At 74.2% G+C, this 26435-nt stretch carries 29 protein-coding genes and 1 pseudogene; 18 read left to right on the top strand and 12 right to left on the bottom strand.

What is annotated here, in order from left to right:
* Positions 1-53: 53 nt before the first annotated feature.
* On the bottom strand, positions 54-446 hold the full coding sequence (locus ACIQKA_RS20705; RefSeq protein WP_383436813.1) for an SsgA family sporulation/cell division regulator: 393 nt from the start codon (positions 444-446) through the stop codon (positions 54-56).
* Positions 447-590: 144 nt separating this feature from the next.
* Here ACIQKA_RS20705 and ACIQKA_RS20700 point away from each other — a divergent pair, with 144 nt between their 5' ends.
* The 5 genes from ACIQKA_RS20700 to ACIQKA_RS20680 all read left to right on the top strand — a co-directional run bounded on the left by ACIQKA_RS20700 (position 591) and on the right by ACIQKA_RS20680 (position 5077).
* Positions 591-1649 (top strand): energy-coupling factor ABC transporter permease, encoded by a 1059-nt coding sequence (locus ACIQKA_RS20700; RefSeq protein WP_402541891.1) that lies wholly within the window; start codon positions 591-593, stop codon positions 1647-1649.
* Position 1650: 1 nt separating this feature from the next.
* Positions 1651-2412 (top strand): cobalt ECF transporter T component CbiQ, encoded by a 762-nt coding sequence (gene cbiQ / locus ACIQKA_RS20695; RefSeq protein WP_391095804.1) that lies wholly within the window; start codon positions 1651-1653, stop codon positions 2410-2412.
* Positions 2409-3155, top strand: coding sequence for an energy-coupling factor ABC transporter ATP-binding protein (locus tag ACIQKA_RS20690; protein ID WP_383156441.1), 747 nt, complete (start codon positions 2409-2411; stop codon positions 3153-3155). The genes cbiQ and ACIQKA_RS20690 overlap by 4 nt, the downstream gene beginning before the upstream one ends.
* A 100-nt stretch (positions 3156-3255) precedes the next feature.
* The gene (locus tag ACIQKA_RS20685; protein WP_383156439.1) at positions 3256-4455 is read left to right on the top strand and encodes a serine hydrolase domain-containing protein; all 1200 of its coding nucleotides are present in this window, start codon (positions 3256-3258) and stop codon (positions 4453-4455) included.
* Between the two features lie 133 nt (positions 4456-4588).
* A complete protein-coding gene (locus ACIQKA_RS20680; protein WP_383156453.1) occupies positions 4589-5077 on the top strand; it encodes a YbaK/EbsC family protein in 489 nt (162 codons plus the stop codon).
* Positions 5078-5083: 6 nt separating this feature from the next.
* On the opposite strand, the gene ACIQKA_RS20675 is transcribed toward ACIQKA_RS20680, so the two are convergent.
* The gene (locus ACIQKA_RS20675) at positions 5084-5701 is read right to left on the bottom strand and encodes a LysE family translocator (RefSeq protein ID WP_383436805.1); all 618 of its coding nucleotides are present in this window, start codon (positions 5699-5701) and stop codon (positions 5084-5086) included.
* 261 nt (positions 5702-5962) lie between these two features.
* Between ACIQKA_RS20675 and ACIQKA_RS20670 the strand changes: the two genes are divergently transcribed.
* The 4 genes from ACIQKA_RS20670 to ACIQKA_RS20655 all read left to right on the top strand — a co-directional run bounded on the left by ACIQKA_RS20670 (position 5963) and on the right by ACIQKA_RS20655 (position 8272).
* Positions 5963-6745 carry an SDR family NAD(P)-dependent oxidoreductase gene (locus tag ACIQKA_RS20670; RefSeq protein ID WP_383436816.1) on the top strand — a complete coding sequence of 261 codons (783 nt, stop codon included), beginning with the start codon at positions 5963-5965 and terminating at the stop codon, positions 6743-6745.
* A gap of 130 nt (positions 6746-6875) precedes the next feature.
* The gene (locus ACIQKA_RS20665; RefSeq protein ID WP_383156435.1) at positions 6876-7295 is read left to right on the top strand and encodes a phage holin family protein; all 420 of its coding nucleotides are present in this window, start codon (positions 6876-6878) and stop codon (positions 7293-7295) included.
* Positions 7292-7732: a DUF3618 domain-containing protein gene (locus ACIQKA_RS20660; RefSeq protein WP_383436802.1), complete on the top strand. Its 441-nt coding sequence runs from the start codon at positions 7292-7294 to the stop codon at positions 7730-7732. Before ACIQKA_RS20665 ends, ACIQKA_RS20660 begins: the two co-directional genes overlap by 4 nt.
* A 78-nt stretch (positions 7733-7810) precedes the next feature.
* On the top strand, positions 7811-8272 hold the full coding sequence (locus tag ACIQKA_RS20655; protein ID WP_402541887.1) for a GNAT family N-acetyltransferase: 462 nt from the start codon (positions 7811-7813) through the stop codon (positions 8270-8272).
* Between the two features lie 21 nt (positions 8273-8293).
* Here ACIQKA_RS20655 and ACIQKA_RS20650 read toward each other — a convergent pair.
* The 5 genes and pseudogenes from ACIQKA_RS20650 to ACIQKA_RS20630 all read right to left on the bottom strand — a co-directional run.
* Positions 8294-8778, bottom strand: a pseudogene (locus ACIQKA_RS20650) (YdcF family protein); the annotation flags it as partial.
* Between the two features lie 14 nt (positions 8779-8792).
* On the bottom strand, positions 8793-9104 hold the full coding sequence (locus ACIQKA_RS20645; protein WP_390110314.1) for an NUDIX domain-containing protein: 312 nt from the start codon (positions 9102-9104) through the stop codon (positions 8793-8795).
* Positions 9105-9267: 163 nt separating this feature from the next.
* On the bottom strand, positions 9268-10443 hold the full coding sequence (locus ACIQKA_RS20640; RefSeq protein WP_402541885.1) for a methyltransferase domain-containing protein: 1176 nt from the start codon (positions 10441-10443) through the stop codon (positions 9268-9270).
* A gap of 2 nt (positions 10444-10445) precedes the next feature.
* On the bottom strand, positions 10446-10580 hold the full coding sequence (locus ACIQKA_RS20635; RefSeq protein WP_383156420.1) for a hypothetical protein: 135 nt from the start codon (positions 10578-10580) through the stop codon (positions 10446-10448).
* A 287-nt stretch (positions 10581-10867) separates the two neighbouring features.
* Complete coding sequence (locus ACIQKA_RS20630; RefSeq protein ID WP_390110323.1) at positions 10868-11290, bottom strand: hypothetical protein; 423 nt, start codon at positions 11288-11290, stop codon at positions 10868-10870.
* A gap of 146 nt (positions 11291-11436) precedes the next feature.
* On the opposite strand from ACIQKA_RS20630, the gene ACIQKA_RS20625 reads away from it, so the two are divergent.
* Positions 11437-12783, top strand: coding sequence for a tetratricopeptide repeat protein (locus ACIQKA_RS20625; RefSeq protein ID WP_402541882.1), 1347 nt, complete (start codon positions 11437-11439; stop codon positions 12781-12783).
* A 41-nt stretch (positions 12784-12824) separates the two neighbouring features.
* Here the strand turns inward: ACIQKA_RS20625 and ACIQKA_RS20620 are convergent, their stop codons facing one another.
* The 3 genes from ACIQKA_RS20620 to ACIQKA_RS20610 form a co-directional block, all read right to left on the bottom strand.
* Positions 12825-13676, bottom strand: coding sequence for an EamA family transporter (locus tag ACIQKA_RS20620; protein WP_383156414.1), 852 nt, complete (start codon positions 13674-13676; stop codon positions 12825-12827).
* Positions 13673-14161, bottom strand: coding sequence for a YbaK/EbsC family protein (locus ACIQKA_RS20615; protein WP_383156412.1), 489 nt, complete (start codon positions 14159-14161; stop codon positions 13673-13675). Before ACIQKA_RS20615 ends, ACIQKA_RS20620 begins: the two co-directional genes overlap by 4 nt.
* A 68-nt stretch (positions 14162-14229) precedes the next feature.
* On the bottom strand, positions 14230-15879 hold the full coding sequence (locus ACIQKA_RS20610; RefSeq protein ID WP_383156409.1) for a penicillin-binding transpeptidase domain-containing protein: 1650 nt from the start codon (positions 15877-15879) through the stop codon (positions 14230-14232).
* Positions 15880-16078: 199 nt separating this feature from the next.
* Between ACIQKA_RS20610 and ACIQKA_RS20605 the strand changes: the two genes are divergently transcribed.
* On the top strand, positions 16079-16471 hold the full coding sequence (locus tag ACIQKA_RS20605) for a hypothetical protein (protein ID WP_383443374.1): 393 nt from the start codon (positions 16079-16081) through the stop codon (positions 16469-16471).
* 89 nt (positions 16472-16560) lie between these two features.
* On the opposite strand, the gene ACIQKA_RS20600 is transcribed toward ACIQKA_RS20605, so the two are convergent.
* Positions 16561-18303, bottom strand: a complete 1743-nt coding sequence (locus ACIQKA_RS20600) for a dolichyl-phosphate-mannose--protein mannosyltransferase (RefSeq protein WP_383156404.1) — start codon at positions 18301-18303, stop codon at positions 16561-16563.
* Between the two features lie 61 nt (positions 18304-18364).
* On the opposite strand from ACIQKA_RS20600, the gene rsmI reads away from it, so the two are divergent.
* The 6 genes from rsmI to ACIQKA_RS20570 all read left to right on the top strand — a co-directional run bounded on the left by rsmI (position 18365) and on the right by ACIQKA_RS20570 (position 24357).
* On the top strand, positions 18365-19264 hold the full coding sequence (rsmI, locus tag ACIQKA_RS20595) for a 16S rRNA (cytidine(1402)-2'-O)-methyltransferase (RefSeq protein WP_383156401.1): 900 nt from the start codon (positions 18365-18367) through the stop codon (positions 19262-19264).
* 138 nt (positions 19265-19402) lie between these two features.
* Positions 19403-19819 (top strand): hypothetical protein, encoded by a 417-nt coding sequence (locus ACIQKA_RS20590; RefSeq protein ID WP_383156399.1) that lies wholly within the window; start codon positions 19403-19405, stop codon positions 19817-19819.
* A gap of 49 nt (positions 19820-19868) precedes the next feature.
* Positions 19869-20738: a TatD family hydrolase gene (locus tag ACIQKA_RS20585; protein WP_356544055.1), complete on the top strand. Its 870-nt coding sequence runs from the start codon at positions 19869-19871 to the stop codon at positions 20736-20738.
* Between the two features lie 187 nt (positions 20739-20925).
* The gene (locus tag ACIQKA_RS20580; protein WP_402541877.1) at positions 20926-22320 is read left to right on the top strand and encodes a ubiquitin-like domain-containing protein; all 1395 of its coding nucleotides are present in this window, start codon (positions 20926-20928) and stop codon (positions 22318-22320) included.
* A gap of 76 nt (positions 22321-22396) precedes the next feature.
* Complete coding sequence (rsmA, locus tag ACIQKA_RS20575; protein WP_402541875.1) at positions 22397-23269, top strand: 16S rRNA (adenine(1518)-N(6)/adenine(1519)-N(6))-dimethyltransferase RsmA; 873 nt, start codon at positions 22397-22399, stop codon at positions 23267-23269.
* Positions 23266-24357 carry a 4-(cytidine 5'-diphospho)-2-C-methyl-D-erythritol kinase gene (locus tag ACIQKA_RS20570; RefSeq protein ID WP_402541873.1) on the top strand — a complete coding sequence of 364 codons (1092 nt, stop codon included), beginning with the start codon at positions 23266-23268 and terminating at the stop codon, positions 24355-24357. The genes rsmA and ACIQKA_RS20570 overlap by 4 nt, the downstream gene beginning before the upstream one ends.
* Positions 24358-24456: 99 nt before the next feature.
* Here the strand turns inward: ACIQKA_RS20570 and ACIQKA_RS20565 are convergent, their stop codons facing one another.
* Positions 24457-25887: a PLP-dependent aminotransferase family protein gene (locus tag ACIQKA_RS20565; RefSeq protein WP_402541871.1), complete on the bottom strand. Its 1431-nt coding sequence runs from the start codon at positions 25885-25887 to the stop codon at positions 24457-24459.
* Between the two features lie 46 nt (positions 25888-25933).
* On the opposite strand from ACIQKA_RS20565, the gene ACIQKA_RS20560 reads away from it, so the two are divergent.
* Positions 25934-26386 (top strand): carboxymuconolactone decarboxylase family protein, encoded by a 453-nt coding sequence (locus ACIQKA_RS20560; protein ID WP_402541869.1) that lies wholly within the window; start codon positions 25934-25936, stop codon positions 26384-26386.
* Positions 26387-26435 lie beyond the last annotated feature (49 nt).

Here is a 26435-nt window from a genome sequence, read left to right as displayed (position 1 = left end):
GGGCGTGCGGGCGGTCCGCACGCCCGCGCCCGACGCCGTCGGCGCGTCGCCCGTCAGCGACGCGCCGACGGCGTTCGCGTGCCCGCCGCGCGGGAGGGCGCGGAGGGCCCGGAGGAGTACGTGTGGCGCAGGAACCGGGCCAGGGCGGCGGTGTCGAACTGGACCACCTCCACCCCCTCCTCCGTGTGGAACTCCACCACCGTCTGCACCCGGCCGCAGGGCCAGACCCCGATGTCGCCGCGCCGGGTCGGGGTCCGCAGGCCCGTCTCCAGGAGGGCGCGCGGGAAGGACCACTCGACGGCGCCGGGGAAGACGAAGCGGACGGTCGCGGGGGAGTAGCCGGGGTCGTAGCGCAGGGCCACCGGGACGGGCCGGGAGAGCGGGGCGTCGGTGATGATCCGACCCTTGGCACGGTCGTCGACGGCGGGGGCGGGTGCGGTGGCCATCGGTGGCTCCTGACTTTTTGTCCTCTTATAAGCCAATGTGGCACTTCTTCCCCGTGATCGCACGGCCCATGCGGGGGAAGGTGCGGCCATGATGTGACCCGTGCGCTCTTGCAAGGCCTTCGCAGGAGCGCCCATCATTCCGACGTGCATGTACCTGACGGATTCATCAACGCCCCCGTATCGGCCGTCGCCGGTGTCGTCGCCGCCGGCGCCGGCGCCGTCAGCCTGCGCGGAGCCCGCCGCGAACTCGGGGGCACCTCCCGCGCCGGAGGCCACGGGGGAGAGCGGACGGCGCCGCTCGCCGGACTCGTCGCGGCCTTCGTCTTCGCCGTCCAGATGCTGAACTTCCCGGTCGCCGCCGGCACCAGCGGACACCTCCTCGGCGGCGCGCTCGCCGCGATACTCGTCGGCCCCTGGACCGGCGTCCTGTGCATATCGGTCGTCCTGCTCATGCAGGGCGTCCTCTTCGCGGACGGCGGCCTCACCGCGCTCGGCGTGAACATCGACGTCATGGGCGTCGTCACCGTCGTCGTGGCCTACGCGCTCTTCCGGGGCCTCGTCCTGGTCCTGCCGCGCACCCGCCGCTCGGTGACCGCCGCCTCCTTCGCCGCCGCGCTCGTCTCCGTGCCGGCCGCGGCCGCCGCCTTCACCCTGATCTACGCGATCGGCGGCACCACCGACGTCCCCGTCGGCAAGGTCCTCACCGCGATGGTCGGCGTGCACGTCCTCATCGGCGTCGGCGAGGCCGTCATCACCATGCTGACCGTCGGCGCGGTCCTCGCCGTCCGCCCCGACCTGGTCCACGGCGCGCGCGGCCTGACCGCCCCGCTCAAGCTCCGGGTCGACGGCGAGCTGGTCGACGCCGCGCCCGCCGCCCCGGCCCAGGGCTCCCCCCGGAAGCTGTGGATCGGCGGCGTCGTCACCGCCCTCGTCCTCGCCGGCTTCGTCTCCTTCTACGCCTCCGCCAGCCCCGACGGCCTGGAGAAGGTCGCCGCCGACAAGGGCATCGACGCCAAGGCCGAGGAGTACGAGCACGCCACCGCCGACTCCCCGCTCGCCGACTACGGCGTCCGGGGCATCGCCGCCGAGCGCCTCTCCGGCGGCCTCGCCGGCGTCATCGGCGTGGGCGCCACCCTGGCCGTCGGCACCGGCGTCTTCCTGGTCGTCCGCCGCCGGCGCGCCGCCGCGGCGGAAAGCGTCTGACATGGGTGCGGGCCACGCCCACAAGCTCTACCGGCACGGGCACTCGCCGGTCCACGCGCTGCCCCCGCACACCAAGCTCGTCGCCGTCCTCGGCTTCGTCGTGGTCGTCGTCTCGACGCCCCGCGAGGCCGTCTGGGCCTTCGCCGCGTACGCCGCGCTCCTCGCGGCCGTGGCGGCGAAGGCCCGGATCCCGGCCGGCTTCCTGCTCAAGCGGCTCCTCGTCGAGGTGCCGTTCGTCGCGTTCGCCCTGCTCATGCCGTTCGTCGTGCCCGGCGAGCGGACCGAGGTCCTCGGGATCTCCCTGAGCGTCCCCGGACTGTGGGGCGCCTGGAACGTCCTCGCCAAGGGCACCCTCGGCGTCGCCGCCTCCGTGCTCCTCGCCGCCACGACCGAGCTGCGCTCCCTGCTCCTCGGTCTCCAGCGGCTGAGGCTGCCGCCGCTGCTCGTCCAGATCGCCTCCTTCATGATCCGGTACGGCGACGTCATCACCGACGAGATGCGCCGCATGTCCGTCGCCCGCCGCTCGCGCGGCTTCGAGGCGCGGGGCGTGCGCCACTGGGGCGTCCTCGCCAAGTCCGCGGGCGCGCTCTTCATCCGCTCGTACGAGCGCGGGGAACGGGTCCACCTGGCCATGGTCAGCCGCGGCTACACCGGCACGATCCCGGTGCTCGACGAGGTGACCGCCACCCGCGCCCAGTGGGCGCGCGCCGCCGCGCTGCCGCTGGCCGCCCTCCTGATCTGCCTCCTGGGACGGACCCTATGACCACGCCCCCCTCCCTCGACGTCCGCGGCCTCGCGTACGCCTACCCCGACGGCCACCAGGCCCTCTTCGGGGTGGACCTGACCGTCGGACGCGGCGAGCGGGTCGCCCTGCTCGGCCCCAACGGCGCCGGCAAGACCACCCTCGTCCTCCACCTCAACGGCATCCTCACCGGCGGCGCGGGCACCGTCACCGTCGCCGGACTCCCGGTCGGCCGCGCCCACATGGCCGAGATCCGCCGCAGGGTCGGCATCGTCTTCCAGGACCCCGACGACCAGCTCTTCATGCCGACCGTCCGCGAGGACGTCGCCTTCGGGCCGGCCGCCGCCGGACTGCGCGGCGCCGAGCTGGACGCCGTGGTGCGGCGGGCCCTGGAGCGGGTCGGGATGGCGGAGTACGCCGACCGGCCGCCGCACCACCTCTCCTTCGGACAGCGCCGCCGGGTCGCCGTGGCCACCGTCCTCGCCATGGAGCCGGAGATCCTCGTCCTCGACGAACCGTCCTCCAACCTGGACCCGGCCTCGCGCCGCGAGCTCGCGGACGTCCTGCGCTCCCTGGACGTCACCGTCCTGATGGTCACCCACGACCTCCCGTACGCCCTGGAGCTCTGCCCGCGCGCGGTGGTCCTCAGCGAGGGCGTCATCGCCGCCGACGGGCCGACCGGCGAACTCCTCGCGGACGAGGAGCTGATGGCCCGGCACCGCCTGGAGCTGCCGTTCGGCTTCGTGCCGCGGTCGGTGGTCTGAGGATCCGCCTTCCCGGCGGCCCGAGGGCCCCGGAATCGGTCCCGCGCCCGCCGCGTTGCACCATGGGGGGTCGGAACAGGGCAAGAGGAGGAGCGGGAACGTGGACGTCCGGGGCACGGTGGCGGCGGGCTGGGAGCCCGTCGGGGACGCGTTCCTGCGCAACTTCGAGCAGCGCGGCGAGCGCGGGGCGGCCGTCGCCGTCCACCGGGACGGCGTGAAGGTCGTCGACCTGTGGGCGGGCACCGCCGACGTGGACGGCGGGGACCCCTGGACCGAGGACACCGCCCAGGTCGTCCGCTCGGCCACCAAGGGCGTCGCCGCCGCCGTGCCCCTGCTGCTCCACCAGCGTGGCCTGCTCGACCCGGACGCCCCCGTCGCGACGTACTGGCCCGAGTTCAAGGCGGCCGGCAAGGACCGCGCGACCGTGCGGGACCTGCTCGCGCACCGGGCCGGCGTCCCCGTCCTCGACCGGCCGCTCACCCTCGCCGAGGCCGTCGACCTGCCGACCGCGACGGCCGCCGTCGCCGCCCAGGCCCCCGTCTGGGAGCCCGGCACCGGCCACGGCTACCACGCCCACACCTTCAGCTGGCTGCTCTCCGGCCTGGTCCACCGGGTCACCGGCCGGACGATCGGCCGCTGGGTCGCGGAGGAGATCGCCGGTCCGCTCGGCCTCGACCTGTGGATCGGGCTCCCGGAGGCGGAGGCCCACCGGGTCGGCCGCATCGGGCCCGTCGAGGAGGTCGAACCGGCCGGGAGCGGCGCGCTCCGGCTCCGCCCCAAGCGCGCGGTCACCGAGGCCTACCGGGACCCCGGCTCCCTCACCCGCCGCGCCTTCGGCGTCATCGACCCGAAGCCCGACGAGAACGACCCCGTCTACCGGGCCGCCGAACTCCCCGGCTCGGCCGGCGTCGCCACCGCCCGCGCGCTCTCCCGCTTCTACGCCGCCACCCTCGGCCCCGTCGACGGCGCCGGGCGCCTCTTCGCCCCGGCGACCCTCACCCTCGCCCGCACCGAGGAGTCGGCGGGCACGGACCGCGTGCTGCTCGTCGGCACCCGCTTCGGCCTCGGGCACATGCTGCACGGCCCGGCCTCGCCGCTCCTCGGCCCGTCCTCCTTCGGCCACCCGGGCCGGGGCGGCTCCCTGGGCTTCGCGGACCCCGACTCCGGGATCGCCTTCGGGTACGTCACCAACGGCATGCGGAAGACGGTCACGGCGGACCCGCGGGCCCAGGCGCTCGTACGGGCGGTGGGGGCGGTGGCGGGCGTAGGGTCGGCCCGGCAGGCGACGAAGGCGAACTGAGACGGGGAGTGGGCGCATGACCGCGGAGACGGCGGGGACCGGGGGGACCGTGGAGACGGCGGGGGCCGCGGAGACGGCGGGGACCGGGGGGACCGTGGAGACGGCGGGGACCGTGGAGACGGCGGAGGCCGGGATCGGCGGCCACGCCACGTACGAGAAGCTGATCGCCCTGCTCGACGAGCGCGGCGCCGCCTACCGGGTGCTCGAACACGCCCCCGAGGGCGCCACCGAGGCGGTCAGCGCGCTGCGGGGCAACACGCTCGCGCAGGCGGCCAAGTGCATCATCGCGATGGTCAAGATCGGCAAGAAGGAGAAGCGGTTCGCGCTGGCCGTCGTCCCCGGCGACCGCCGGATCGACCTCGCGGCGGTGAAGGCGCTGTACGGCGGCACGTACGTCTCCTTCGCCTCCCCGGAGATCGCGGAGGAGCTCGCGGGTTCCCCGAGCGGCACCATCCTGCCCTTCGCCTTCGACGAGCGCCTCGAACTGATCGTGGACCCGGACCTGTTGGGCCACGCGGAGCTCTACTTCAACGCGGCCCGGCTCGACCGCTCGCTCGCCCTCTCCACCGAGGACTACCGGGCGATCGCCGAGCCGCGCGTGGAGCGGGTCTCGACGGTCTGAGGCCCCTCAGGCGGCGGACGGCGTCAGCGCGAGCACCATCCCGAGGCCGACGAGCACGGTGCCGACGGCCTTGTTGAGCACGGTCTGGCGCCGCAGCAGCCGGGTCCGCAGGTCCTGCCGGGAGAACAGCAGCGCGACGAGCGCGAACCACACCAGGTGCGCGAGCGACATGAAGAGGCCGTAGCCGATCTGCTGGGGCACGGGGGTGTCGGCGCTGACGACCTGGGTGTAGGTGCTCAGGACGAACAGCATCGTCTTCGGGTTGAGCGCGTTCGTCAGGAAACCGGTGCGCAGCGCGCCCGCCTTCGACGGGCCCCCGCCGTCCGACAGGTCGACGTCCCCCCGGGCCCTGGTGACGAAGGTCCTGTACCCGATGTACACCAGGTAGGCGGCGCCGATCAGCTTCATCGCGGTGAAGAGCGCCGGGCTCCGGGACACCAGGAGCCCGACGCCCAGCATGGTGTACGTGACGTGGACCAGGACGCCGAGGGCGATGCCGACGGCGGCGAGGACGCCGGCGGTCCGCCCGTACAGACAGCTGTTGCGGACGGTCATCGCGAAGTCCGCGCCGGGGCTGATGACGGCCAGGACGGTGATGACCGCCACGGCGATGAGCTGACCCATGTTCCCGTCGTTCCCGTCTTCTCGTGCGGACCGCTCGCGCGGACCGCTCGTACGGGCTTCCCGCACGGACTCCTCGTCCGGGCCGGGGCGGTGGGGATCCGCGCCGGATGCCGGGGCTTGCGACAGTAGATGATCTCCGGCGCGCCGCGCGAGGCCCTTCGAACGTTCCTCTGGTGCGGACGCCGCGATCGGTGCTGTGATCGGCCCATGGAGCACATGAAGCGCATGGAGCACGTGGGACGCATGGAGCACATGGAACGCATGGATCTCGGGAAACGGCTCGACGGGTACGGGGTGCTGATCACGGGAGCGGCGCGCGGCATCGGCGCGGCGACCGCGCGCCGCCTCGCGGCGGAGGGCGCGCGGGTCCTCGTCACGGACGTGGACGAGGAGGCGGCCCGGGCGACGGCGGCGGAGCTGCCCGGGGCGGAGTCCGTACGCTGCGACGTGTCCGACCAGGGCTCGGTGGACGCGGCCGTGGCGTACGCGGTGGAGGCCTTCGGCGGCCTCGACGTCCTCGTGAACAACGCGCTCGGGCCCGTGGTCCCCGACCGGGAGCGCTTCGAGGACGAGCCGGACGAGGTGTGGTCCGTCCAGCACGAGATCACGTTCATGGGGGCGGTGCGCTGCTCGCGGGCGGCGCTGCCGCACCTGGCGGCGGCGGGCGGGCGCGGGGCGATCGTCATGATCGGGTCGGTCAACGGGGAGGCGGACTTCGGCAACCACGCGTACAGCGCCGCCAAGGCCGGACTCGCCTCCTTCACCCGCACCCTGGCGGGGGACGCGGCGGCGCGCGGGGTCCGGGTCAACCAGATCAACCCGGGCACGATCGCGACCAGGGCGTGGGAGGGCCGGGAGGCCGGGCTCGCCGCCCTCGCCGAGCGGGTCTACCCGCTGGGCCGCGTCGGCGCCCCCGAGGACATCGCCGCCGCCGTCGCCTTCCTGGCCTCCCCGGACGCGTCCTGGGTCACCGGCACGGTCCTCCGCGTCGACGGCGGACTCCTCGCGGTGAACCGGCACTTCGCGGAGGTGCTGGGGGACTGAGGGCGCCGGCCCCCCCCGCCCGGACGACACGGCGTCCGGGCGGGCGGGTGGGAACTGACCCGTGTGAAAACGCTCCTACCGAGCAGGCGAAGGAGAGGAGAAGCGGGCAGACGGACGAAGAGAGGACGCGATGAGCACCATCCAGCGACCGGTCCACGGTGGTACCGCCGACGCGTCGGTGGGCGACCTCGTCTCGCGGGCGTCGCAGCAGATCTCGGAGCTGGTCCGCGACGAGATGCGGCTCGCCCGGGCGGAGATGACCGAGAAGGGCAAGCGCTACGGCGTGGGCGGCGGCCTCTTCGGCGGCGCCGGCCTGGTCGGCGTGCTGGCCGCGCAGGCCCTCGTCGTCGCCGTGATCGCGGCCCTCGCCCTGGTCCTCCCGGTCTGGGCGTCGGCCCTGATCGTCGCCGCCCTGCTCGCGGCGGGCGCGGCGGGCATGGCCGCGGCCGGGAAGAAGCAGATCGACGAGGCGGGCACACCGGCTCCCGAGCAGACCATCGACAACGTCAAGGCCGACGTGGCCGAGATCAAGGAGAGGGCCCACCGATGAACCACCGGACGCAGGGCGACAAGACCGCGAACGACCTCGGGGAGCTGCGCGAGCAGGCCGAGCACACCCGCGACGAACTCGGGCGCACGGTGGAGGCGCTGGCGGCCAAGGCGGACGTGAAGGCGCAGGCCGGGGAGAAGGTGGCCGAGGCGCGCGAGAAGGCGGCGGTCGCGACCGAGCGGGCCAAGGAGAAGGCGGTGGTCGCCGCGGACCTGGTCAAGGAGAAGACGGCGGTCGTCACCGACCGGGCCAGGGAGAAGGCGGCGCAGGCCGCCGACCTGGTGCAGGAGAAGACCCCCGACCCGGTCCTGGAGAAGGCCGGTGCGGTCGCGCACAAGGCGAAGGCCAACAGGACCCCGCTGGTCGCCGTGGTCGCGGCCCTGGCGGGCTTCCTGCTCGTGCGCCGGATCGTCCGGGGCCGCCGGGGGCGCCGCTGACGGCGCCGCCGGGGAACACCGGCACCGTGCCCCGGCCCCGGGTGGGATACCTCCCCGGGGCCGGGGCACACGGGTTCCATGAACGGACACCATGCGCGCCCCGGCAGCACCATGTTCGGCTCAGTCCTGACCCCGTCGACCGACCGCCCCACGGCCAGGCACTCGCGACCGGGCAGGCTGGCGACCCGCCTCCGCCGCCGGTTCCTGGCGTACGGGGCGGTCGAGTTCCTCTCCACGCACGTCCCGGACGACCCGGGCCCCGGGGAGGAGCGCCTGCTCCTGGTCCACGCCCGCCAGGTCGTCGGGCAGGTCCACTACCGGATGTGCGCGCGGTGCGCCCGGGGCGTCATCACCGACGTCGCCCTCGACGAGCGGTTCCGCGGCAGCGGCCTGGGCACCCGGGCCCTCTCCCACCTCCGCGCCCGCCACCCGGGGACCGCCTGGCACAGCACCCTGACCCTCCGCGCCACCCGCGACCTGCTGCGCCGCATGCGCATCCCGACGACGGGCCCGGGCCCGCTCTGCGCCCACGCGGGATGACGACCGGCCTCCTCACCCGGGCACGAGCCGGACGTCGCCGAGGGACGCGACGTACGCGTCGAGCGCCAGGGGAGCGGACGCGCGACGACCTCCACCTCGGGCCAGAGGTGCCGGGCGGTGGCGTACGCGCGCCGCTCCTCGTACGGCTTGCTGACGAGCAGTACGGAGGACACCTCCACGCCCCGCCCCGCGAGCAGCTCCCGGGAGAACCGGATGTTCTCCCCGGTGTTCCGCGCCCGCGTCTCCACGAGCACGACCTCCCCGGGCACCCCGCTCCCCACCGCCCGCTCCCGGTAGTGCACGGCCTCGCCGCGCGGCATCCGGTCCCCGGTCGTCGGGCTGGTGGCCCCGGTGAACACGATCAGCGGCGCCATGCCCCGCCGGTACAGCTCCACCGTCGCGTCGGCCACCCCGAGATCGTGACTTCCGAGCCCGACGGCCACGGAACAGGGGCGCGGCTCGTGGCCCATCCGCTGGAAGTCCCAGAGGAGCCGGGCGTCGGCCATCACGTGGCCGGGGATCACGGTGCTCGTCCGAGGTGGGGCTCGGGCCGGTTCTCCAGGAAGTGCCGGAGCCGGAGGCGCTGGGTGGGATGGATCGGCAGGGCCGCGAACTCCTCGGGGGCCACGAAGCGGAGTTCGGTGCTCTCGTCCGACACGGCCAGGGACTCCCCCCTCTCCATGACGCCCCCCGGCAGCGCCCACAGCCCGCTGTCCCGTCGCCGCTGCAACAGCACACGTCCCCGCCCGTCGGTCACGACGGCGGAGGCCGCCACGACCATGCTGTTGGGCTCCGGAGCTTCCGGATCGTCGTAGTACTCGGTCCGTGCCATGCGCTCAGCCTTCCACGGGGGAGGGAGCGGACACGCCGGGGTGGTCACCGTGCGGGTCGAGACCCGCCACCCCGTGTACGGCGTCGGTTCCCCTCCCCGTACGAGGGACATCCCGTCCGTGCGCCACGAGAGGGCAGGCGCACGGACAGGGCGGTTCATACGGTCAGCCCGTCGGGGGCACGGGGCGGTCGGGGGCGTCCAGCCACGGAGTCTCACCCGTCGCCGTCACGGTCAGCCCGAACCGCTCGGGCCCGGGACGGTCGTGCGACGTCCACCACGCGTACGCGGCCTCCGTCTCGTCCCAGAGGCGCCGCGGTCCGTGCTGCCAGACCGTGAACCGGTCGTCCGACTTCCCGTCCCAGTCCACGGCCGCCCACGACGTCGCGTCGGTCGTCGCGACCCAGAGCCGGGACGCCACCCCTTCCACGTCGGGGTCGTCGTGCCACGTCCACCACACGTCACGGAGCCGCAGCCCCATGGCGAACTGCGCGGCGAGGTCGTCGCCCGCCACCCGCCACGGCGGAAGGCCGCTGCCCGACTCGTCGGGCCGGTGGGCGTCGCTCACCACGTCCCGGAAGATCCGCAGATCGGTGCGCTGTGCCCGCATGAGCATGAACGCGGAGTGCGGCGAGAAACGACCCGACGCGGTGCCGGCGTCGTCCACGGTCATGCGGAGCAGCCCGTAACAGATCCAGGGGCTTTCCCAGGGGGTCAGGACGACGCCCCCGGGCCTGACCTGTTCGAGCCACGGGCGGGGGACGGAGCGCACGGAGCACGTGGCCACGAGCCGGTCGTACGGGGCGCCGCCCGCGTGTCCCAGGGCACCGTCCCCGGCGACCACCTCCGCCTTGAGCCCCTGCCTCCACAGCCGTTCCCTGGCCGAGGCCGCCAGCACGGGGTCCACTTCGACGGTCGTCACGTTCTCCGGGCCGACCACGTGGGACAACAGCCCCGCGTTCCAGCCCGTGCCGGTGCCGATCTCCAGGACCCGGTGTCCGTCGCCCACGTCCGCCATGCGCAGCATGCGGAACACGATGCCCGGCGCGCTCGCGGACGACGACGCCCAACGTTCGCCGCCCTCCCCGGGGTCCTCGCCGTCGTTGATCTGCGTCACCACGGAGTCGTCGGCGTACACCGCACGCAGCCACGTCTCCGGGGCGTCGGCACGGTCGCACGGCTCCAAGTCGTCGCCCAGGTAGATGCGTTCGGGCACGTACGCGGAGCGGCGCACGGCCCGTGCGGCACGCTCCCACTCGGGCGGCACGAGCCCTTCCTGTTTCAGAGTGCCGAGCAGACCGCGAAGCGCGGTCCGCTCGGCCGCCGCGAAGTCTTCCGTCACCGTCACTTTTCCTTCTTGTGCTTCGGCGGGTCCTTCGGCTTGGCCGTGTCGGAGGACGGCTTGGCCGTGCCCGGGTCCTTACCGCCGGAGTGCTGTCCGGTACCGCCGCTTCCGCCCTTGCCCGTTCCCCATCCCATACTGCTGTCCCCTCTCGGTCATGGACCTTCATGGACCTTCTGTGGAACCCGCCCCGGGCGCCGCTGTCCTTCCGCATCCGGGGCGGGAGCCTCGACGCGGCGGACCTGCCGCGAGTGGCGCGCCAACGCTTCGAGTTGTCGGCGCTGGTACGGCGTGGCGGGGCGAAGCCGCGAGGCGGCTGCCTGCCACCGGTAGCCGGAGGGCCGTTCGAGGGCCACGAGCGCTCCCGTCACGGACCGCACCACGCCCACCATCTCCGCGCCCGGGTCGAACACGGGGGAGCCGTTCACCAGGAACGCGGGGCGTGATCCCGGCTCCGGCGGTTCAGCTCGCGCACCTGCGGGGACATCGCGTCGGACTGCCGGGCCGGCACCATGTCGTCGGCGTACGCTTCCCATTCCCTTCCCCCTGTCAGTGGCCGAAGTTGGTAACAGGGCCCCACGTGACCCATCACGCGCCCCACGCGGTCCGTACGGGTGTCCCGGGCGACGTCCCCGGGCTCCCAGTGGCGCGGGTGCTCCGTGGCCCCGCCGGGGTCGCCCACAAGCCGCTTGAGCCCCGTGTGCACCTGCTCGATCAGGACCCGTGTCGGCTCCGCGTACTCGCGCGGTACGGACTCCGGAACGAGCCGCCAGAACGCCCCCGCGTCTATCTGCGCGCCGAGCTCCGTCACGCTTTTCTGCCCCGTGGCGATGGCTCTCTCGTCCATGGTTCGGTCCCTCGCGGTGACGTCGTTCCTCGTGGCGATCCCTGCTCGCTCTAGGCAACCGCGTGACTACCGACAGCGGTACTGTTGCGAAGGGGGCGGGACTTAAGAGCTTTAAGTGCGTGCACATCGCGGGGAGTTGATTACTCGTGGCCGGCTCGAAGCCGAACGAAGGACTCGTGCGCCTCTACCGGGAGACCGGCTGGACGCTGCGGCAGTTCGCCCAGGAGATCAACCGGCTGGGTACGGAGCGCGGCACGCCCCTCCGGTACCGGGAGCCCTCGGTCCACCAGTGGCTCAAGGGCCACCTGCCGAAGGAAGCGGTCCGGCCGCTGGTCCTGGAGGCGTTCGCCCGCAGGCTGCGTCGTCCCGTGGCGTACAGCGAGACGGGTTTCCCGCCTCCTCCCGCCGAAGAGTCCAGTGCGCTCCCCAGTACCGTGGAAGGACTGTTGGACCTGGGGAGGCAAGACATGGATCCGTCCCGTCGCAGCGTTCTCGGGGTCGGTCTTTTCTCCGTCGCGCTGACCATTCCCGACTGGCCGGACGTCATCGGTCGAATGGAAGCGGCGCATAAGGGTCATGTGCGGCGCATAGGAACGGCGGACGTCCGGGCCGTGGCCGCCATGACCGAGCGGATCTCCAACCTCGACGACCAGTTCGGCGGCCGGACCGCCCGCCCCATGGCCGCGGCGTTCCTCGTGAACACGGCGGCCCCGTACTTGCGCGCGGAAGCCCCCGACGACGTACGCAAGGCGATGACGGGTGCCGTCTCGGACCTCTGCTACCTCACGGGGTACATGGCGGTGGACGAGGGGCTGCACGGATTGGCGCAGCGGTACTACCTCAAGGCCCTCGAACTCGCGGGCGCCGCCGAGGACCACTTGACGTTCTGCACCACCCTGCGGGGCATGAGCGTCCAGGCCGTCGACCTGGGGCACGGCGCGGAGGCGATGCGGCTCGCGGACGCCGCTGCCGCCGCCTCGCCGCAAGCGGGGCCCCGGATGCGGGCCTTCCTCGCCGGCCAGCAGGCCCACGCGGCGGCGCGGACGGGGGCGCGAGCCGCAGCGCGGACTTATCTCAAGGAAGCCGAAGTGGCCATGGAGAAGGCCGAGTCGCAGTCCAAGGCCTTCGGCTCCTACGATCCTTCCTCACTCCTCTACCACACCAGCCAAGTGCGTTTCGAACTCGGCGACGTCGCCGGATCGATCGCGGCCATGCAGGAATCGGACAAGGTCCGCCAGAGCGTCTACCGGCGCGCTCGCGTCCGGCACCGCTGCACCCTGGCCGAGAGGCAGCTCGACCTGGGGCACCTCGAAGCGGCGTGCGCCACATGGACCCTCGCGCTGGAGGACTATCCGAGCCTTCAGTCCGGGCGGGCGGACGAGCGCATCAAGGTCATGCACGGCCGCATCAAGCCGTACCTGAAGAACCCCGTGGCGCGGGACCTCTTCGAGCGGGCGCGGGGGGTGACGCCCCCCAGCCTCCTCCCCCGGTGAGGGGAAGCGAGCCCCTGGCCCCGTCGACACGTCCGTCCCCGTCACCCCGCGTGCAGCATCAACCCGATCCCCACCGCCATCAGCGCCGCCGCCGCGATGCGCGGGCCGCCGAAGCGTTCCTTGAAGAGGAGGGCGCCGATGGCCGCGCCCACGATGATGGAGGACTCGCGGAGGGCGGCGATCGGGGCGAGGGGGGCCTTCGTCTGGGCCCAGAGGACCAGGCCGTACGCGGCGACCGAGAGGGCCGCGCCGAGAAGGCCGCGGGCGGCGTACGGGCGGAGCTGGGGGAGGAGGGCGGCGCGGCGGCGCCACAGGGCGTACGCCGGGATCGCGAGGCCCTCCAGGACCATCAGCCACGCGACGTAGCCGAGCGGGGTGCCGGAGGCGCGGACGCCCATGCCGTCGACGACCGTGTACAGGGCGATCGAGACGCCCGTCGCGCCCGCCGCCAGGAGGGCCGGGCCGTGCGGCCGCGCGCCCTTGCCCCGGACGCCCCACAGGGCGAGCCCGGTCAGGCCCGCGCAGGCCACCGCGACCCCGAGGAGCTGCCATCCGTCCGGGACCTCGTCGAGGAGGGCGGCCGCCAGGAGGGTCACGATCAGCGGGGCCGTACCGCGCGCGATCGGATACATCTGGCCGAAGTCGCCCAGCGTGAACGAGCGCATCAGGAGCGCGTAGTACCCGACGTGCAGGAGCGCGGACACGATCAGGTACGGCCACGCCCCCGCCGCCGGGAAGGGGGCGAAGGGGACGAGTGCCAGGCCGATCAGCGCCCCGCCGCCCGCGATCAGCGTGAAGGAGAGCAGCTGGTCCTTGATGTGGTGCGCGAGGGCGTTCCAGCCGGCGTGCGTGACGGCCGCGACCAGGACCGCGAGCGTGACGAGCGGAGTCACACCGACGCCTCCCGCACGTCCACCACCGTGCCGCCCGCCTGCGCGACCAGCGACCTGGGGTCCATCGCGAAGACCGTGTGCGGGGTGCCGGCCGCCGCCCACACCGCCTCGTGGGCCAGGATGCCCCGGTCCGCGAGGACCCGGGTCCGGGTGCGGTGGCCGAACGGCGGGACGCCGCCGATCGCGTACCCCGTCGTCTCCCGGACCAGCTTCGCGTCGGCCCGGGTCACCTTCTCCGCGCCCAGTTCCTCCCGCACCCGCTCGACGTCCACCCGGGACGCGCCGTCCATCAGGACGAGCACCGGCACCCCGTCCGCCGCGAAGACCAGGGACTTCACGATCTCCTCGACCGCGCAGCCGATCGCGTCGGCGGCCTGCTGCGCGGTGCGGGTCTCGTCCGGGAAGCGGCGGACCTCGACGTCGAGCCCCAGCTCCCGCAGGGCGGTGGCGAAGAGGGGGTGGGCGGTGGTGTGATCGGTCGTCATGGGGGGACGGTAGTCACCCGCGTACGGGTCGTGCGACCGGCTTCCGCCCTCCGGGAGCCGTGGGCGGATCAGCCCGCCTTCAGCACCCTCGCCACCACCTTGCCCGCCGAGTCGCCCCCGTGTCCGCCGGACTGGACCACGGCCGCCGCCGCGAGGTCTCCCGAGTAGGCGGTGAACCAGCTGTTCGAGACGGACTGGTTGCCCATCTCCGCCGAACCCGTCTTCGCGCCCTTCGGGGACGGCACTCCCGCCATCGCCTCCGTCGCGGTGCCGTCCGCCGCCGTCGCCGCCGACCTCATCATCTTCTGCAGGCCCGAGGCGATTCCCGCGGGCAGGCGCTCGGCCGTGGCGAACTCGCGGTCGCCGTACTTCTCGGCCACCAGGTACGGCTGGAGGAAGCCGCCGTTCTTCACGGTCGCGGAGAGCGAGGCGACGTTCAGGGCGTTCATCGTGATCCTGCCCTGGCCGATGTACGAGGCGGCCGTCTCGGGGCCGTCCGACGCGGGGACGCTGCCGTCCGTCGTCGAGGTGCCGACCTCCCAGGTGGCGCCGATGCCGAAGTAGCGGCGGGCGGTCTCGCCGAGGGCGGTGTCCGCGACGTCCTTCTCGTTGAGGGGGCCGATCGCCTTGATGAAGGCGGTGTTGCAGGAGCGGCGGAACGCCTCGGTGAGGGTGCCGTTCTTGATCTCGAAGCGGTCCAGGTTCTGGAAGGTCCTGCCGAGCCACTGCGCGGTGGGCGGGCACTCCACCCGGTCGCCGGGGCCGGCGATCCCGTGCTCCATCATCATCGCGGCCGTCACGATCTTCATCGTCGAGCCCGGGGCCTGCGTTCCCAGGAAGGCCGTGTTGTAGCCCCCCGCGGGGCTGTTCGCCACCGCCCGTATCGCGCCCGTGGACGGCTCGATCGCCGTCACGGAGGCCTGCGCGTAGGCCGTGACCGCCTTCTCGGCCGCCGCCTGGACCCCCGCGTCGATGGTGGTCTCTATCGTGCCCGGCTTGCCCTGCCGCAGGACGAGGAGGGTGGTGTCGGCGACGGTCTCGCTGCCCGAGTCGATCCAGGTCTCGACCCCGGTCGTGCCGCCCGCCTGTGCCCCGTACCGCTGCCGCAGGGTGTCGATGACGGCGCCGAGCGAGGGGTACTTCTCCTTGGTCAGCTCGGCGCCGTTCCGGTCGACGGCCTTCACGGAGGCGACCTTCGCGGTGCCGGTGCGCAGGGTCGCGTCGGCGGTCAGCTTCGGGTGCAGGACGGTCGGGCGCCACTGCACCAGCGGACGGCCGGTGGTCTGCCCCCGGACCACCGTCAGCTCGGAGGCGTACGACAGGTCCTTGGAGACGCCCTCGTGCGAGACCGTCGCCCTCACGGTGAACGGCACCTTCGTGCCGACCGGCGTCCCCGGGGTGATGACCGCCTTCGAGACCTTCGCGCCCTCCTTGTAGGCGAGCAGCGCGGGACCGGCCGTGACCGGGTCGTTGGTGAGCTGGGCCGCCTTGTCCGACTCGCCGGCGGCCCAGGCCGCCAGGAAGTCCTTCGAGGTGGCCGCGGTCTCCTCGGGGGTGACGGGCCCCGATCTCTTCTCCGGCACGGCCTCGCTCCGGGTGTTCACGGTCGCGTCGCCGCCCGTGACCCCGTTCCACAGGTTGTAGCCCCCGTACCCGACCCCGCCCGCGACGACCGCGAAGACCCCTCCGACGACCGCGACCTTGGCTCCGCTGCGCATGACTGCGCCTCCCCTCCCCCAGACGACCGTCCAGTCAAGCAGTGTGCTCCCGGGCGTGTCGAGCGACCTTCGTCATCTCCGTCACTCCAGCCCCGGGCGCCACCGGTGGGCGCGTCCGTCCGGGCGGGGGTGACGGCCACGGCCGTCCACGATACTTTGAACGTGTTCAAGTCGTTCGGGCCGGAGGTGGGGCATGCAGGTGACCGCAGCGCGAGAGGGTGTGCACCCCTGGCAGTTCGGCCTCGTGCTGCTCGCCGCGCTCACCCCGCTGATCCCGCTGCTCTCGTGGACGGACGAGGGGTACACCGATCTGCCCACCGTCCTCGTGACCGCCGGGCTCACCGCCGTGCCGCTGCTGTTCCACGCCCGGCCGACGGGCTTCGGCCGGTGCGCCGCAGTCGTCTCGGCGCTGCTGCTGTGCTGGTCCTTCACGGGCGCCATGATCGGGATGCTCCTCTTCCTCCCCTCGGCGCTCCAGCTCCTGCTGGCCGCCGGCGCGGACCCGCGGCGGCGGCCGGCGCCGGCCGGGGTGATGGTCGGCCTCGGCCTCCTGCTCTCCGCGCTCCTCCTGGCGCGCTTCTGGAGCGAGTGAGCCCCGCCCGGTGGACCCCGGCGCCGGCCGCCACCGACGCCGGAGGGGGCGCGACCGCCGGCCGCGCCCCCTCCCTCACCTCCGCCCCGCTACACCCACGTGTCCAGCCACATCCGCCCCCGCCAGTCCTCCAGCGGGATCGGCGTGCCCGTGTAGATCGGCCAGAAGTAGATGAAGTTCCAGACGATGAGGAGGACGAGGCAGCCCGCCGCCACCGCGCCGAAGGTGCGGCGCCTCTCCGTGGAGCCCCGGGGGCCGATGAGCGCGCCCAGCATCATGGCCACCGCCAGGCACAGGAAGGGCACGAAGACGACCGCGTAGAAGAGGAAGATGGTGCGTTCCTGGTAGAGGAACCAGGGGAGCCAGCCCGCCGCGATGCCGCAGGCGATCGCGCCCGCGCGCCAGTCGCGGCGGAAGGCCCAGCGCCACAGGACGTACAGGACCGCGAAGCAGGCGGCCCACCACAGGAGCGGGGTGCCGAGGGCCAGGACCTCCTGGGCGCACTTCTCCCCGGCGTCGGCCGGGCAGCCCTGCGTGCCGGGGGCCGGGGACTCGTAGAAGTACGAGACGGGGCGGCCGAGGACGATCCAGGACCAGGGGTTCGACTCGTACGTGTGCGGCGAGGTCAGGCCCACGTGGAACGAGTAGACCTCGGTCTCGTAGTGCCAGAGGCTGCGCAGCCAGTCCGGCAGCCAGCTCCAGGTCCCGCCGCCGTCCAGCTTGTCCTGGTCGGCCGCCCAGGAGCGGAAGTAGCCCTTGTCGCCGACGATCCAGCCGGTCCAGGTGACCAGGTACGTCACGACGGCCACCGGCACCACCGACACGAACGCCGGGACCAGGTCCTTCCGGATCACCGAGGCGTATGGGCGGACCGCCCCGGCCGTGCGCCGCCCGGCCACGTCCCACAGCACCGTCATCAGGCCGAAGGCCACCATGACGTACAGGCCGTTCCACTTGGTCGCCGCCGCCAGCCCCAGCATCACGCCGGCCGCGATCCGCCACGGCCGCCACCCGAGCCGCAGGGACTCCGCGACCTCCGCGTCCGGCCGCAGCACCCCCTCCTCGTCCTCCGGGAGCGCCGCCGCCAGCCGTTTCCTGACCCGGTCGCGGTCCAGGACGAGGCAGCCGAAGGAGGCGAGCACGAAGAACATCAGGACCTGGTCGAGGAGCGCGGTGCGGCTCATCACGAAGTGCAGCCCGTCGACCGCGAGCAGCAGGCCCGCCAGGCAGCCCAGGAGCGTCGAGCGGAACAGGCGCCGCCCGATCCGGCACAGCATCAGGACCGACAGGGTGCCGAGCAGGGCCACCATGAAGCGCCAGCCGAACGGCTCGAAGCCGAACAGCTTCTCGCCGACGCCGATCACCCATTTGCCCATCGGCGGGTGCACGACGTAGCCCGGGTCGGTCGGCACGAGGACCGATCCCGGGTCCTTCAGGATCGTCTTGTCGATGTCCTTCGGCCAGGACCCCTCGTACCCCTGGTTGATCAGGGCCCAGGAGTCCTTGGCGTAGTACGTCTCGTCGAATATCACCGCGTTCGGCCTGCCCAGGTTCCAGAACCGGAGCAGGCCCGCGACCGCCGTGACCAGGAGCGGACCGCCCCAGGCGAGGAGCCGCCACAGCCGTTCGGCCCGGTCGGGGCCGACGCCGAGGAGCGACCACACGCGCGGGGAGGGCCGGGTGTACGGGGGGTCGAGCCGCTCCCGCAGCCCGACGGGGGCGGCGCTTCCGGCGGGCGGCGCGTAGCCGAAGAGCCGGAGCCGCTGCTGCCACGAAGAGGGCTCTGCCACGGACTGCCGGCCCTCCAGGGTCTCGGGTGCGGTACTGGTCACCGCGCCATCGTAGGGAACGCGCCTGTGCGAGTCGCCTGTCCGGGCTGGGAGGATGGCACCTGTGACAGGAACGCTGGTACTCGCAGGGACCCCCATCGGCGACATCGCGGACGCCCCGCCCCGGCTCGCCACCGAGCTGGAGAACGCGGACATCGTGGCCGCCGAGGACACCCGCAGGCTGCGCGGCCTGACCCGGGCCCTCGGCATCCACACCTCCGGGCGCGTCGTCTCGTACTTCGAGGGCAACGAGTCCGCCCGTACGCCCGAACTGGTCGAGGCCCTGGTGGGCGGGGCGCGGGTGCTGCTCGTGACCGACGCGGGCATGCCGTCCGTGTCGGACCCCGGCTACCGGCTCGTGGCCGCCGCCGTCGAGGAGGGCGTCAAGGTGACGGCCGTCCCCGGCCCGTCCGCCGTCCTCACCGCCCTCGCCCTCTCCGGCCTGCCCGTCGACCGCTTCTGCTTCGAGGGCTTCCTGCCGAGGAAGGCCGGCGAGCGCCTCGGACGGCTGCGCGAGGTCGCGGACGAGCGGCGGACCCTCGTCTACTTCGAGGCCCCGCACCGGCTCGACGACACCCTCGCCGCGATGGCCGAGGTCTTCGGCGCCGAGCGCCGGGCCGCCGTCTGCCGCGAGCTGACCAAGACGTACGAGGAGGTGCGGCGCGGCCCGCTCGCCGAGCTCGCCGCCTGGGCCGCCGAGGGCGTGCGGGGCGAGATCACCGTCGTCGTCGAGGGCGCCCCCGAGACCGGGCCCGCCGAACTCGGCGCGGAGGAGCTGGTGCGCAGGGTGCGGGTGCGCGAGGAGGCGGGGGAGCGGCGCAAGGAGGCGATCGCCGCCGTCGCGGCCGAGGCGGGCCTTCCCAAGAGGGAGGTGTTCGATGCCGTCGTCGCGGCAAAGAACGCGGCCGCTCAGGACCCCGGAAAGGCTGAGCGGGGCCCCGGGAAAGGTAAAGGGCTAATCTGAAAAGCAAAGCCGAAACCGGCGCCGGGACCCTTCGCAGGGCGCTTGGCAAGGGAAGGGCCAAAAGCCCTCCATGGTTCGACCCGCGCTGATGCGCTCCGGCCCGAAAAGGCGTCCACTGATCAGTGGAGAGGAGCTGGCATGAGCGAGATCACCGGCACCGGCACATCCGTCGCCCACGAGGCGTACGCCTTCGCCTGCATGCGCTGCGGATACGGCTGGGAGCAGGCGTACGACATCGAGCACCACGTCGACGCCGCCGGCCACGCGTTCGTCGTCTACAAGGCCGGGGGAGAGCGGGTACCGTCCCCGCTGTCCAGTCCCACCTGCATGAACTGCGGCGGCCACGTCGTCAGGATCATGCGCGCGGGGCAGGTGTCCTCGGTGCTCGACCTGATCGCCGCGACGGAGAAGCACGGACGCGGATCCAAGGAGACCAAGCCGATCGGGCCCGCGGGACCCGTCGGACAGGAACTGACCGAGGGCCCCGACGCCCCGCCCGTGCCGCACCACTGGCACCTGTCGGACCTCCTGCACCCCTTCCGCAAGCGCGGGTAGCCGAAAAGCGGCGGGCGCCGGTACTCGTGGCCCTCGTACGATCGGGGCCATGAGTGCCAAGGACGCCCCGCCCCCGCTGCCCGAACCCCTCCTCGTGGAGGTCGCGGACTCGCACACCCACCTGGACCTCCAGTCCGGGACCGTCGAGGAGGCCCTGGTGAAGGCCGCCGCCGTCGGCGTCACCACGGTCGTGCAGGTCGGCTGCGACGTGAAGGGCTCCCGGTGGGCCGCCGAGACGGCCGCCGCCCACGAGAACGTGCACGCGGCCGTCGCGCTGCACCCCAACGAGGCCCCCAGGATCGTCCTCGGGGACCCCGACGGCCGGTCCCGCCAGGGAGCGCGCGAGGGCGGCGGGGACGCGGCCCTGGACGACGCGCTCACCGAGATCGACCGGCTCGCCGCCCTGCCGCACGTGCGCGGGGTCGGCGAGACCGGGCTCGACTTCTTCCGCACGGGCCCCGAGGGCGTCGCCGCGCAGGAGCGCTCCTTCCGCGCCCACATCGAGATCGCCAAGCGGCACGGCAAGGCGCTCGTCATCCACGACCGGGAGGCCCACGCCGACGTGCTGCGCGTCCTGGACGAGGAGGGCGCCCCCGAGCGGACCGTCTTCCACTGCTACTCCGGCGACGCCGAGATGGCGGAGATCTGCGCGGCCAAGGGCTACTACATGTCCTTCGCCGGCAACGTCACCTTCAAGAACGCCCAGCCGCTCCGGGACGCCCTCGCGGTCGCCCCCCTGGAGCTGGTCCTCGTCGAGACCGACGCCCCCTTCCTCACCCCGGCGCCCTTCCGGGGCCGACCCAACGCCCCGTACCTGATCCCGGTCACCGTCCGGGCCATGGCGGAGGTGCGCGGGATCGGGGAGAACGAGCTCGCCGGGGCGATCGCGGTGAACACGGCCCGGGCGTTCGACTACTGAGCCGGGGGCGCCGGGCCCGGCGCGTCCGACCGCCGGGCCCCGGGCGTCCGACCGCCGGGCCCCCGCGCGTCCGAGCCCCGGACCCCGGGCCCGTCCCCTCACCGACCATCACCGATCCATAACGGTTACGGGAAGTAGTCGGGTCGCCGTGGAGCGTGACCGGGGTCGGGGCTAGGGTCCCGGCCTCGTGAGCACTTCCCAGGGCAGTCACCGGGCCGGGCGCCGGAGCGCCGGCACGGCCCCCGGCGCCCTCCCCGCCCCTCCCGGTCCCTCCGCGCCCCCCGGCCTCCCGCTCCACGAGCAGCCCACGCAGGCGGCGCCGCTCGTCGCGCCCGGGGGCGTGCCCGGTGCCGCGCCCGGCACCGTCCCCGGGCAGGGCACCCGGGCCGGGGCCCGCCGGGCCGCCCGCCGCCGCAGGCCCTCCGTGGGCTTCCCGAGGTCGGCGGGCTCCACGGGCTCCACGGGGTCTGTGAGCTCCGCGGGCTCCATGGGGGAGGGACTGCGGCGGCTCGTCCCGCAGGCCCTCGTCGTCGCCTTCCTCGCGGGCGGCACCACCGCCTTCGTCGCCGACGACAAGACCGTCCGGCTCTCCGTCGACGGCGTTCCGCGCACCCTGCACACCTTCGCCGACGACGTCGGGGAGCTCCTCGCCGACGAGGGCCTGGCCGTCGGCGGGCACGACATCGTCGCCCCCGTCCCCGGCCACGCCCTCGCCGACGGCGACGAGGTCGTCGTCCGCCACGGACGTCCGGTCTCCCTCACGCTCGACGGCCGGCGCCACCGGGTGTGGACGACCGCGCGGAACGTCGAGGAGGCGCTGCGCCAGTTCGGGGTGCGGGCGGAGGGCGCGTACGTCTCGGTCTCGCGCTCCGCCGCCATCTCCCGGCACGGCCTCGCCCTCGACGTGCGCACCGAGCGGGCCGTCACCTTCCTCGCCGACGGGCGCGAGCGGACCGTCCGCACCAACGCCGCCACCGTCGGGGAGGCGCTCGCCGAGACCGGCATCACCCTCTCGGGACAGGACGCCCTCTCCGTCGACCCCGGCTCCTTCCCCCGCGACGGCCAGACGGTCGCCGTGCTGCGGATCACCGACAGCAGGCGGGTGCGCGAGGAGACCGTCCCGTACGCCGTCGAGCGGGTCCGCGACCCGGAGCTCTTCGCCGGGACGGAGGTCGTCGAACGGCAGGGCGTCCACGGCCTCCGCCGCGTCACGTACGCCCTGCGCACGGTCAACGGCGTCCAGGGGCGGCCCCGCAGGCTCGGCGAGGAGATCGTCCGCGAGCCCGTCAACCGCACGGTGCGGGTCGGCACCCGCCGCCCGCCCGCCTCCGTCGCCGGCGCCGACGGCCTCGACTGGGCCGCGCTCGCCGCCTGCGAGTCCGGCGGCCGGCCGGACGCCGTCGACCCCTCGGGGACGTACGGCGGGCTCTACCAGTTCGACCCCGCCACCTGGCGCTCGCTCGGCGGCACCGGCACCGCCCAGGACGCGCCCGCCGCCGAGCAGACCTTCCGCGCGAAGAAGCTGTACGTGCGGCGCGGGGCGAGCCCGTGGCCCCACTGCGGGCGCCGGCTGGGCGGGTGAGCGGACCACGGGGCGGGACGGCGGGCCGCGCGGGCGAGCGGCGGGCCGTGCGACGGGCAAGGCCTAGTCTGTACTGGTGAGCGACACCACCGGTTCCGAAACCTCCGACGCCCTCCTCGGCCCCGCCGACATCCGTGAGCTGGCCGCCGTCCTCGGCGTGCGCCCCACGAAGCAGAAGGGCCAGAACTTCGTCATCGACGCCAACACCGTCCGGCGGATCGTCCGCACGGCCGGGGTGCGCCCCGACGACGTGGTCGTGGAGGTGGGGCCCGGCCTCGGCTCCCTCACCCTGGCCCTCCTGGAGGCCGCGGACCGGGTGACCGCCGTCGAGATCGACGACGTGCTCGCCGCCGCGCTGCCCGCCACGATCGGGGCCCGGATGCCCGAGCGGGCCGACCGCTTCGCGCTGGTGCACTCCGACGCCATGCTGGTCGAGGAGCTGCCGGGCCCGGCGCCGACCGCGCTCGTCGCCAACCTGCCGTACAACGTGGCCGTGCCCGTCCTGCTGCACATGCTGGAGCGCTTCCCGAGCATCGAGCGGACCCTCGTCATGGTCCAGGCCGAGGTCGCGGACCGGCTCGCCGCCCGGCCGGGGAACAAGGTGTACGGCGTGCCGTCGGTGAAGGCCAACTGGTACGCCGAGGTGAAGCGGGCCGGCGCGATCGGCCGCAACGTCTTCTGGCCCGCGCCGAACGTCGACTCCGGCCTGGTCTCCCTGGTCCGCCGCGCCGAGCCGCTGGCCACCACCGCCACCCGGCGGGAGGTCTTCGCGGTCGTCGACGCGGCCTTCGCGCAGCGCCGCAAGACCCTCCGCGCGGCCCTCGCGACCTGGGCGGGCTCCCCGGCGGCTGCGGAAGAGGCCCTGGTGAAGGCCGGGATCTCGCCGCAGGCGCGCGGCGAGGCCCTGACGGTGGAGGAGTTCGCGCGGATCGCGGAGGCGAAGGCATGAGCGGCGGCACGGAGCCGGTGATCGGCGGTATCGGCGGTACGGAGCCGGTGATCGGCGGTGCGGAGTCGGTGGACGGCGGTATCGGCGGTATCGGCGGTATCGGCGGTACGGAGCCGGTGCGCGGTGGTGCCGGTGGTGCGGAGCCGGTGGACGCCGGTGTCGCCGGTGCCGGTGGTGCGGACGAGGGGCGGCGGTCCGTCACCGTCCGCGTCCCCGCCAAGGTCAACGTCCAGCTCGCCGTCGGCGCGGCCCGCCCCGACGGCTTCCACGACCTGGCCAACGTCTTCCTCGCCGTCTCCCTGTACGACGAGGTGACCGCCACCCCCGCCGAGACCCTGACGGTCACCTGCGAGGGCCCGGACGCCGACAAGGTGCCGCTGGACCGCACCAACCTCGCCGCGCGCGCCGCCGAACTGCTCGCCGCCCGGCACGGCCTCTCCCCGGACGTGCACCTGCACATCGCCAAGGACATCCCGGTCGCCGGCGGCATGGCCGGCGGCAGCGCGGACGGCGCGGGCGCGCTGCTCGCGTGCGACGCGCTCTGGGGGCTGGACACGCCCCGCGCCGAACTCCTCGACATCTGCGCCGAGCTGGGCTCCGACGTGCCCTTCAGCCTCGTCGGCGGGGCGGCGCTCGGCACCGGGCGGGGCGAGAGGCTGACGGAGCTGCCGGTGGGCGGCGACTTCCACTGGGTGTTCGCCGTCGCGGACGGCGGGCTCTCGACCCCGGTGGTCTTCGGCGAGTTCGACCGGCTCGCCGAGGGCACCGACGTCCCCGCACCGGCCGCCTCGCCCGTCCTCCTGGAGGCCCTGCGCACCGGCGACACCGCCGCCCTCGCGGGCGCCCTCGCCAACGACCTCCAGGCCGCCGCGCTCTCCCTGCGCCCCTCGCTGGCCGCCACCCTCGCGGCCGGCACGGACGCGGGCGCGCTCGCCGCGCTGGTCTCGGGCTCGGGCCCGACGACCGCGTTCCTGGTGAAGGACGGGGAGGCGGCGAAGGCGGTCGCCGCCGCCCTGACCGCCTCGGGCACCTGCCGCACGGCCCGCACGGCCACGTCCCCGGCGCCGGGCGCGCGCCCCGTCCGGTAACCCGACCGCGTACGTCCGGATCACACCCGCCCGGATCACGTACGTCCGGATCACACCTGTCCGGATCACGTCCGTCCGGGGCGCGCCCGTCCGGGTCGTTCAGTACGCGGCGGGGGCGTCCGGCAGGGCCGTGCACAGGGCTTCGAGCGCGCCGGCGAAGGCGTGCTCGGGCGGGGTGCCGTAGCCGACGACCAGGCCGTCGCGGACGGCCATGGTGCTGTCGGGGTGGCGGTAGAACGCCAGGCCGTCCAGGGCGAGGCCCTGGCGGCGCGCGGCGCGCAGCGCGGCCTGCTCGGTGCCGGGCGGGAGTTCGAGGACGGCGTGCAGGCCCGCCGCCACCCCGCTCACCCGGACGTGCGGCGCCCGCCGGGCCAGCGTGGTGGCCAGCTGGTCCCGGCGGCGCCGGTAGACCTGCCGCATCCGGCGCAGATGGCGGTCGTAGGAGCCGCGGGCGATGAAGTCGGCGAGCGTCAGCTGCTCGACGGCCCCCGACCACATCTCCCGGGGCCCCTTGGCGGCGAGCACCTCGTCGACGAGCCGGCCGGGCAGCACCATCCACCCCAGGCGCACGGCGGGGGACAGGCTCTTGCTGACGGAGCCGAGGTGGACGACGCGCTCCGGATCGAGTCCCTGGAGGGCGCCGACCGGCTCGCGGTCGTACCGGAACTCGCCGTCGTAGTCGTCCTCGACGACCAGTCCGCCGGTCGAGCCGGCCCACCGGACGACCGCCGCGCGCCGCTCGGGGTGCAGCGGCCCCCCGGTGGGGAACTGGTGGGCCGGGGTGAGGAGGACCGCCCCCGCCCGCGCGGCCGCCAGCTCGTCGGTCCGGGCGCCCCGCGCGTCGACGGTCAGCGGCAGGGTGCGCAGCCCCGCCCCGGTGACGATGCTCCGGTGGAACTCCAGGCCGTACGCCTCCACGGCGACCGTGCCGTCCAGCAGCGAGCACAGCAGCCGCAGGCCGTGGGCGAAGCCCGAGCAGACGACGATGCGTTCGGGCGAGGTGCGCACGCCCCGGGAGCGCGCCAGGTACGCGGCGAGGGCCCGCCGCAGTTCGATCCGGCCCCGGGGGTCCCCGACGCCGAAGGCGTCGTGGGGCGCGGCGGCCACGGCGCGGCGGGCGGAGGCCAGCCAGGCGGTGCGGGGGAACGCGGAGGCGTCGGGGGAGGTGGGCATCAGGTCGTGCACCGGCCGCCGGGGGGCCGGCCGGAGCGGCGCGCGCGCCCGGTCGGCCTCCAGCGGTTCGGGGCGCGGCGCGACGTGCGTTCCCGAGCCCTGCCGCGCGGTCAGCCACCCCTCCGCGACGAGCTCCGCGTACGCGTCGGCGACGGTGTTGCGGGAGATCCCGAGGTCGGCGGCGAGCGTCCGGTGTGGCGGCAGCCGGGTGCCGGGGGCCAGGCGCCCGGAGCCGATGGCGTCCCGCAGGGCGCGCATGAGCCGGGCGCGGACGCCTCCGGGGCCCTGCGGCACGAGGTGGAGGTCGACGCCGTTCGCCGGCGGCACCTCCGGGGAATTGCCCCAGGAATCCGTCATGGAAATGCACCATAGCGGGGGGCGCTTCCGCTCCTGGGGTCGAGGCATGACGACTTATCAGGTCCCCGAGCGCATGAACTTCTCCCAGGTCGCCCCGAAGGCCTTCAAGGCCCTCCTGGCCCTCGACGCCGCCGCCCGCGACGGCCTCGACCCGGTGCTCCTCGAACTCGTCCAGATCAGGGTCGCCCAGATCAACCGGTGCGCCTACTGCATCGACTACCACGTCGCCGACGCCCGCAGGGCCGGCGAGAGCGAGGACCGCCTCCACCAGCTCGTCGCCTGGGAGGAGTCCAGCCTCTACACCGCCGGGGAGCGGGCCGCCCTCGCCCTGGCCGAGGCGGTCACGCTGCTGCCCGCGGGCGTGGGCGACGAGGTCTACGCCGAGGCGGAGGAGCACTTCGGCGAGAAGGCGCTGGCCCAGCTGATCGCGCTGATCCTGACCGCCAACGCGTGGAACCGGATCAACGTCACCACCCGCAAGACCCCTGGCACCCACTAGGACGCGTCCGGCGGACCGGGGCCGCGTCCCGGCTCCGGTCCGCCGGGCA

The organism is Streptomyces sp. NPDC092045, from assembly GCF_044756005.1.
Classification (GTDB): domain Bacteria; phylum Actinomycetota; class Actinomycetes; order Streptomycetales; family Streptomycetaceae; genus Streptomyces.
Note: the sequence above shows the minus strand (reverse complement) of the source record. Positions and strands in the feature narration are given on the sequence as shown.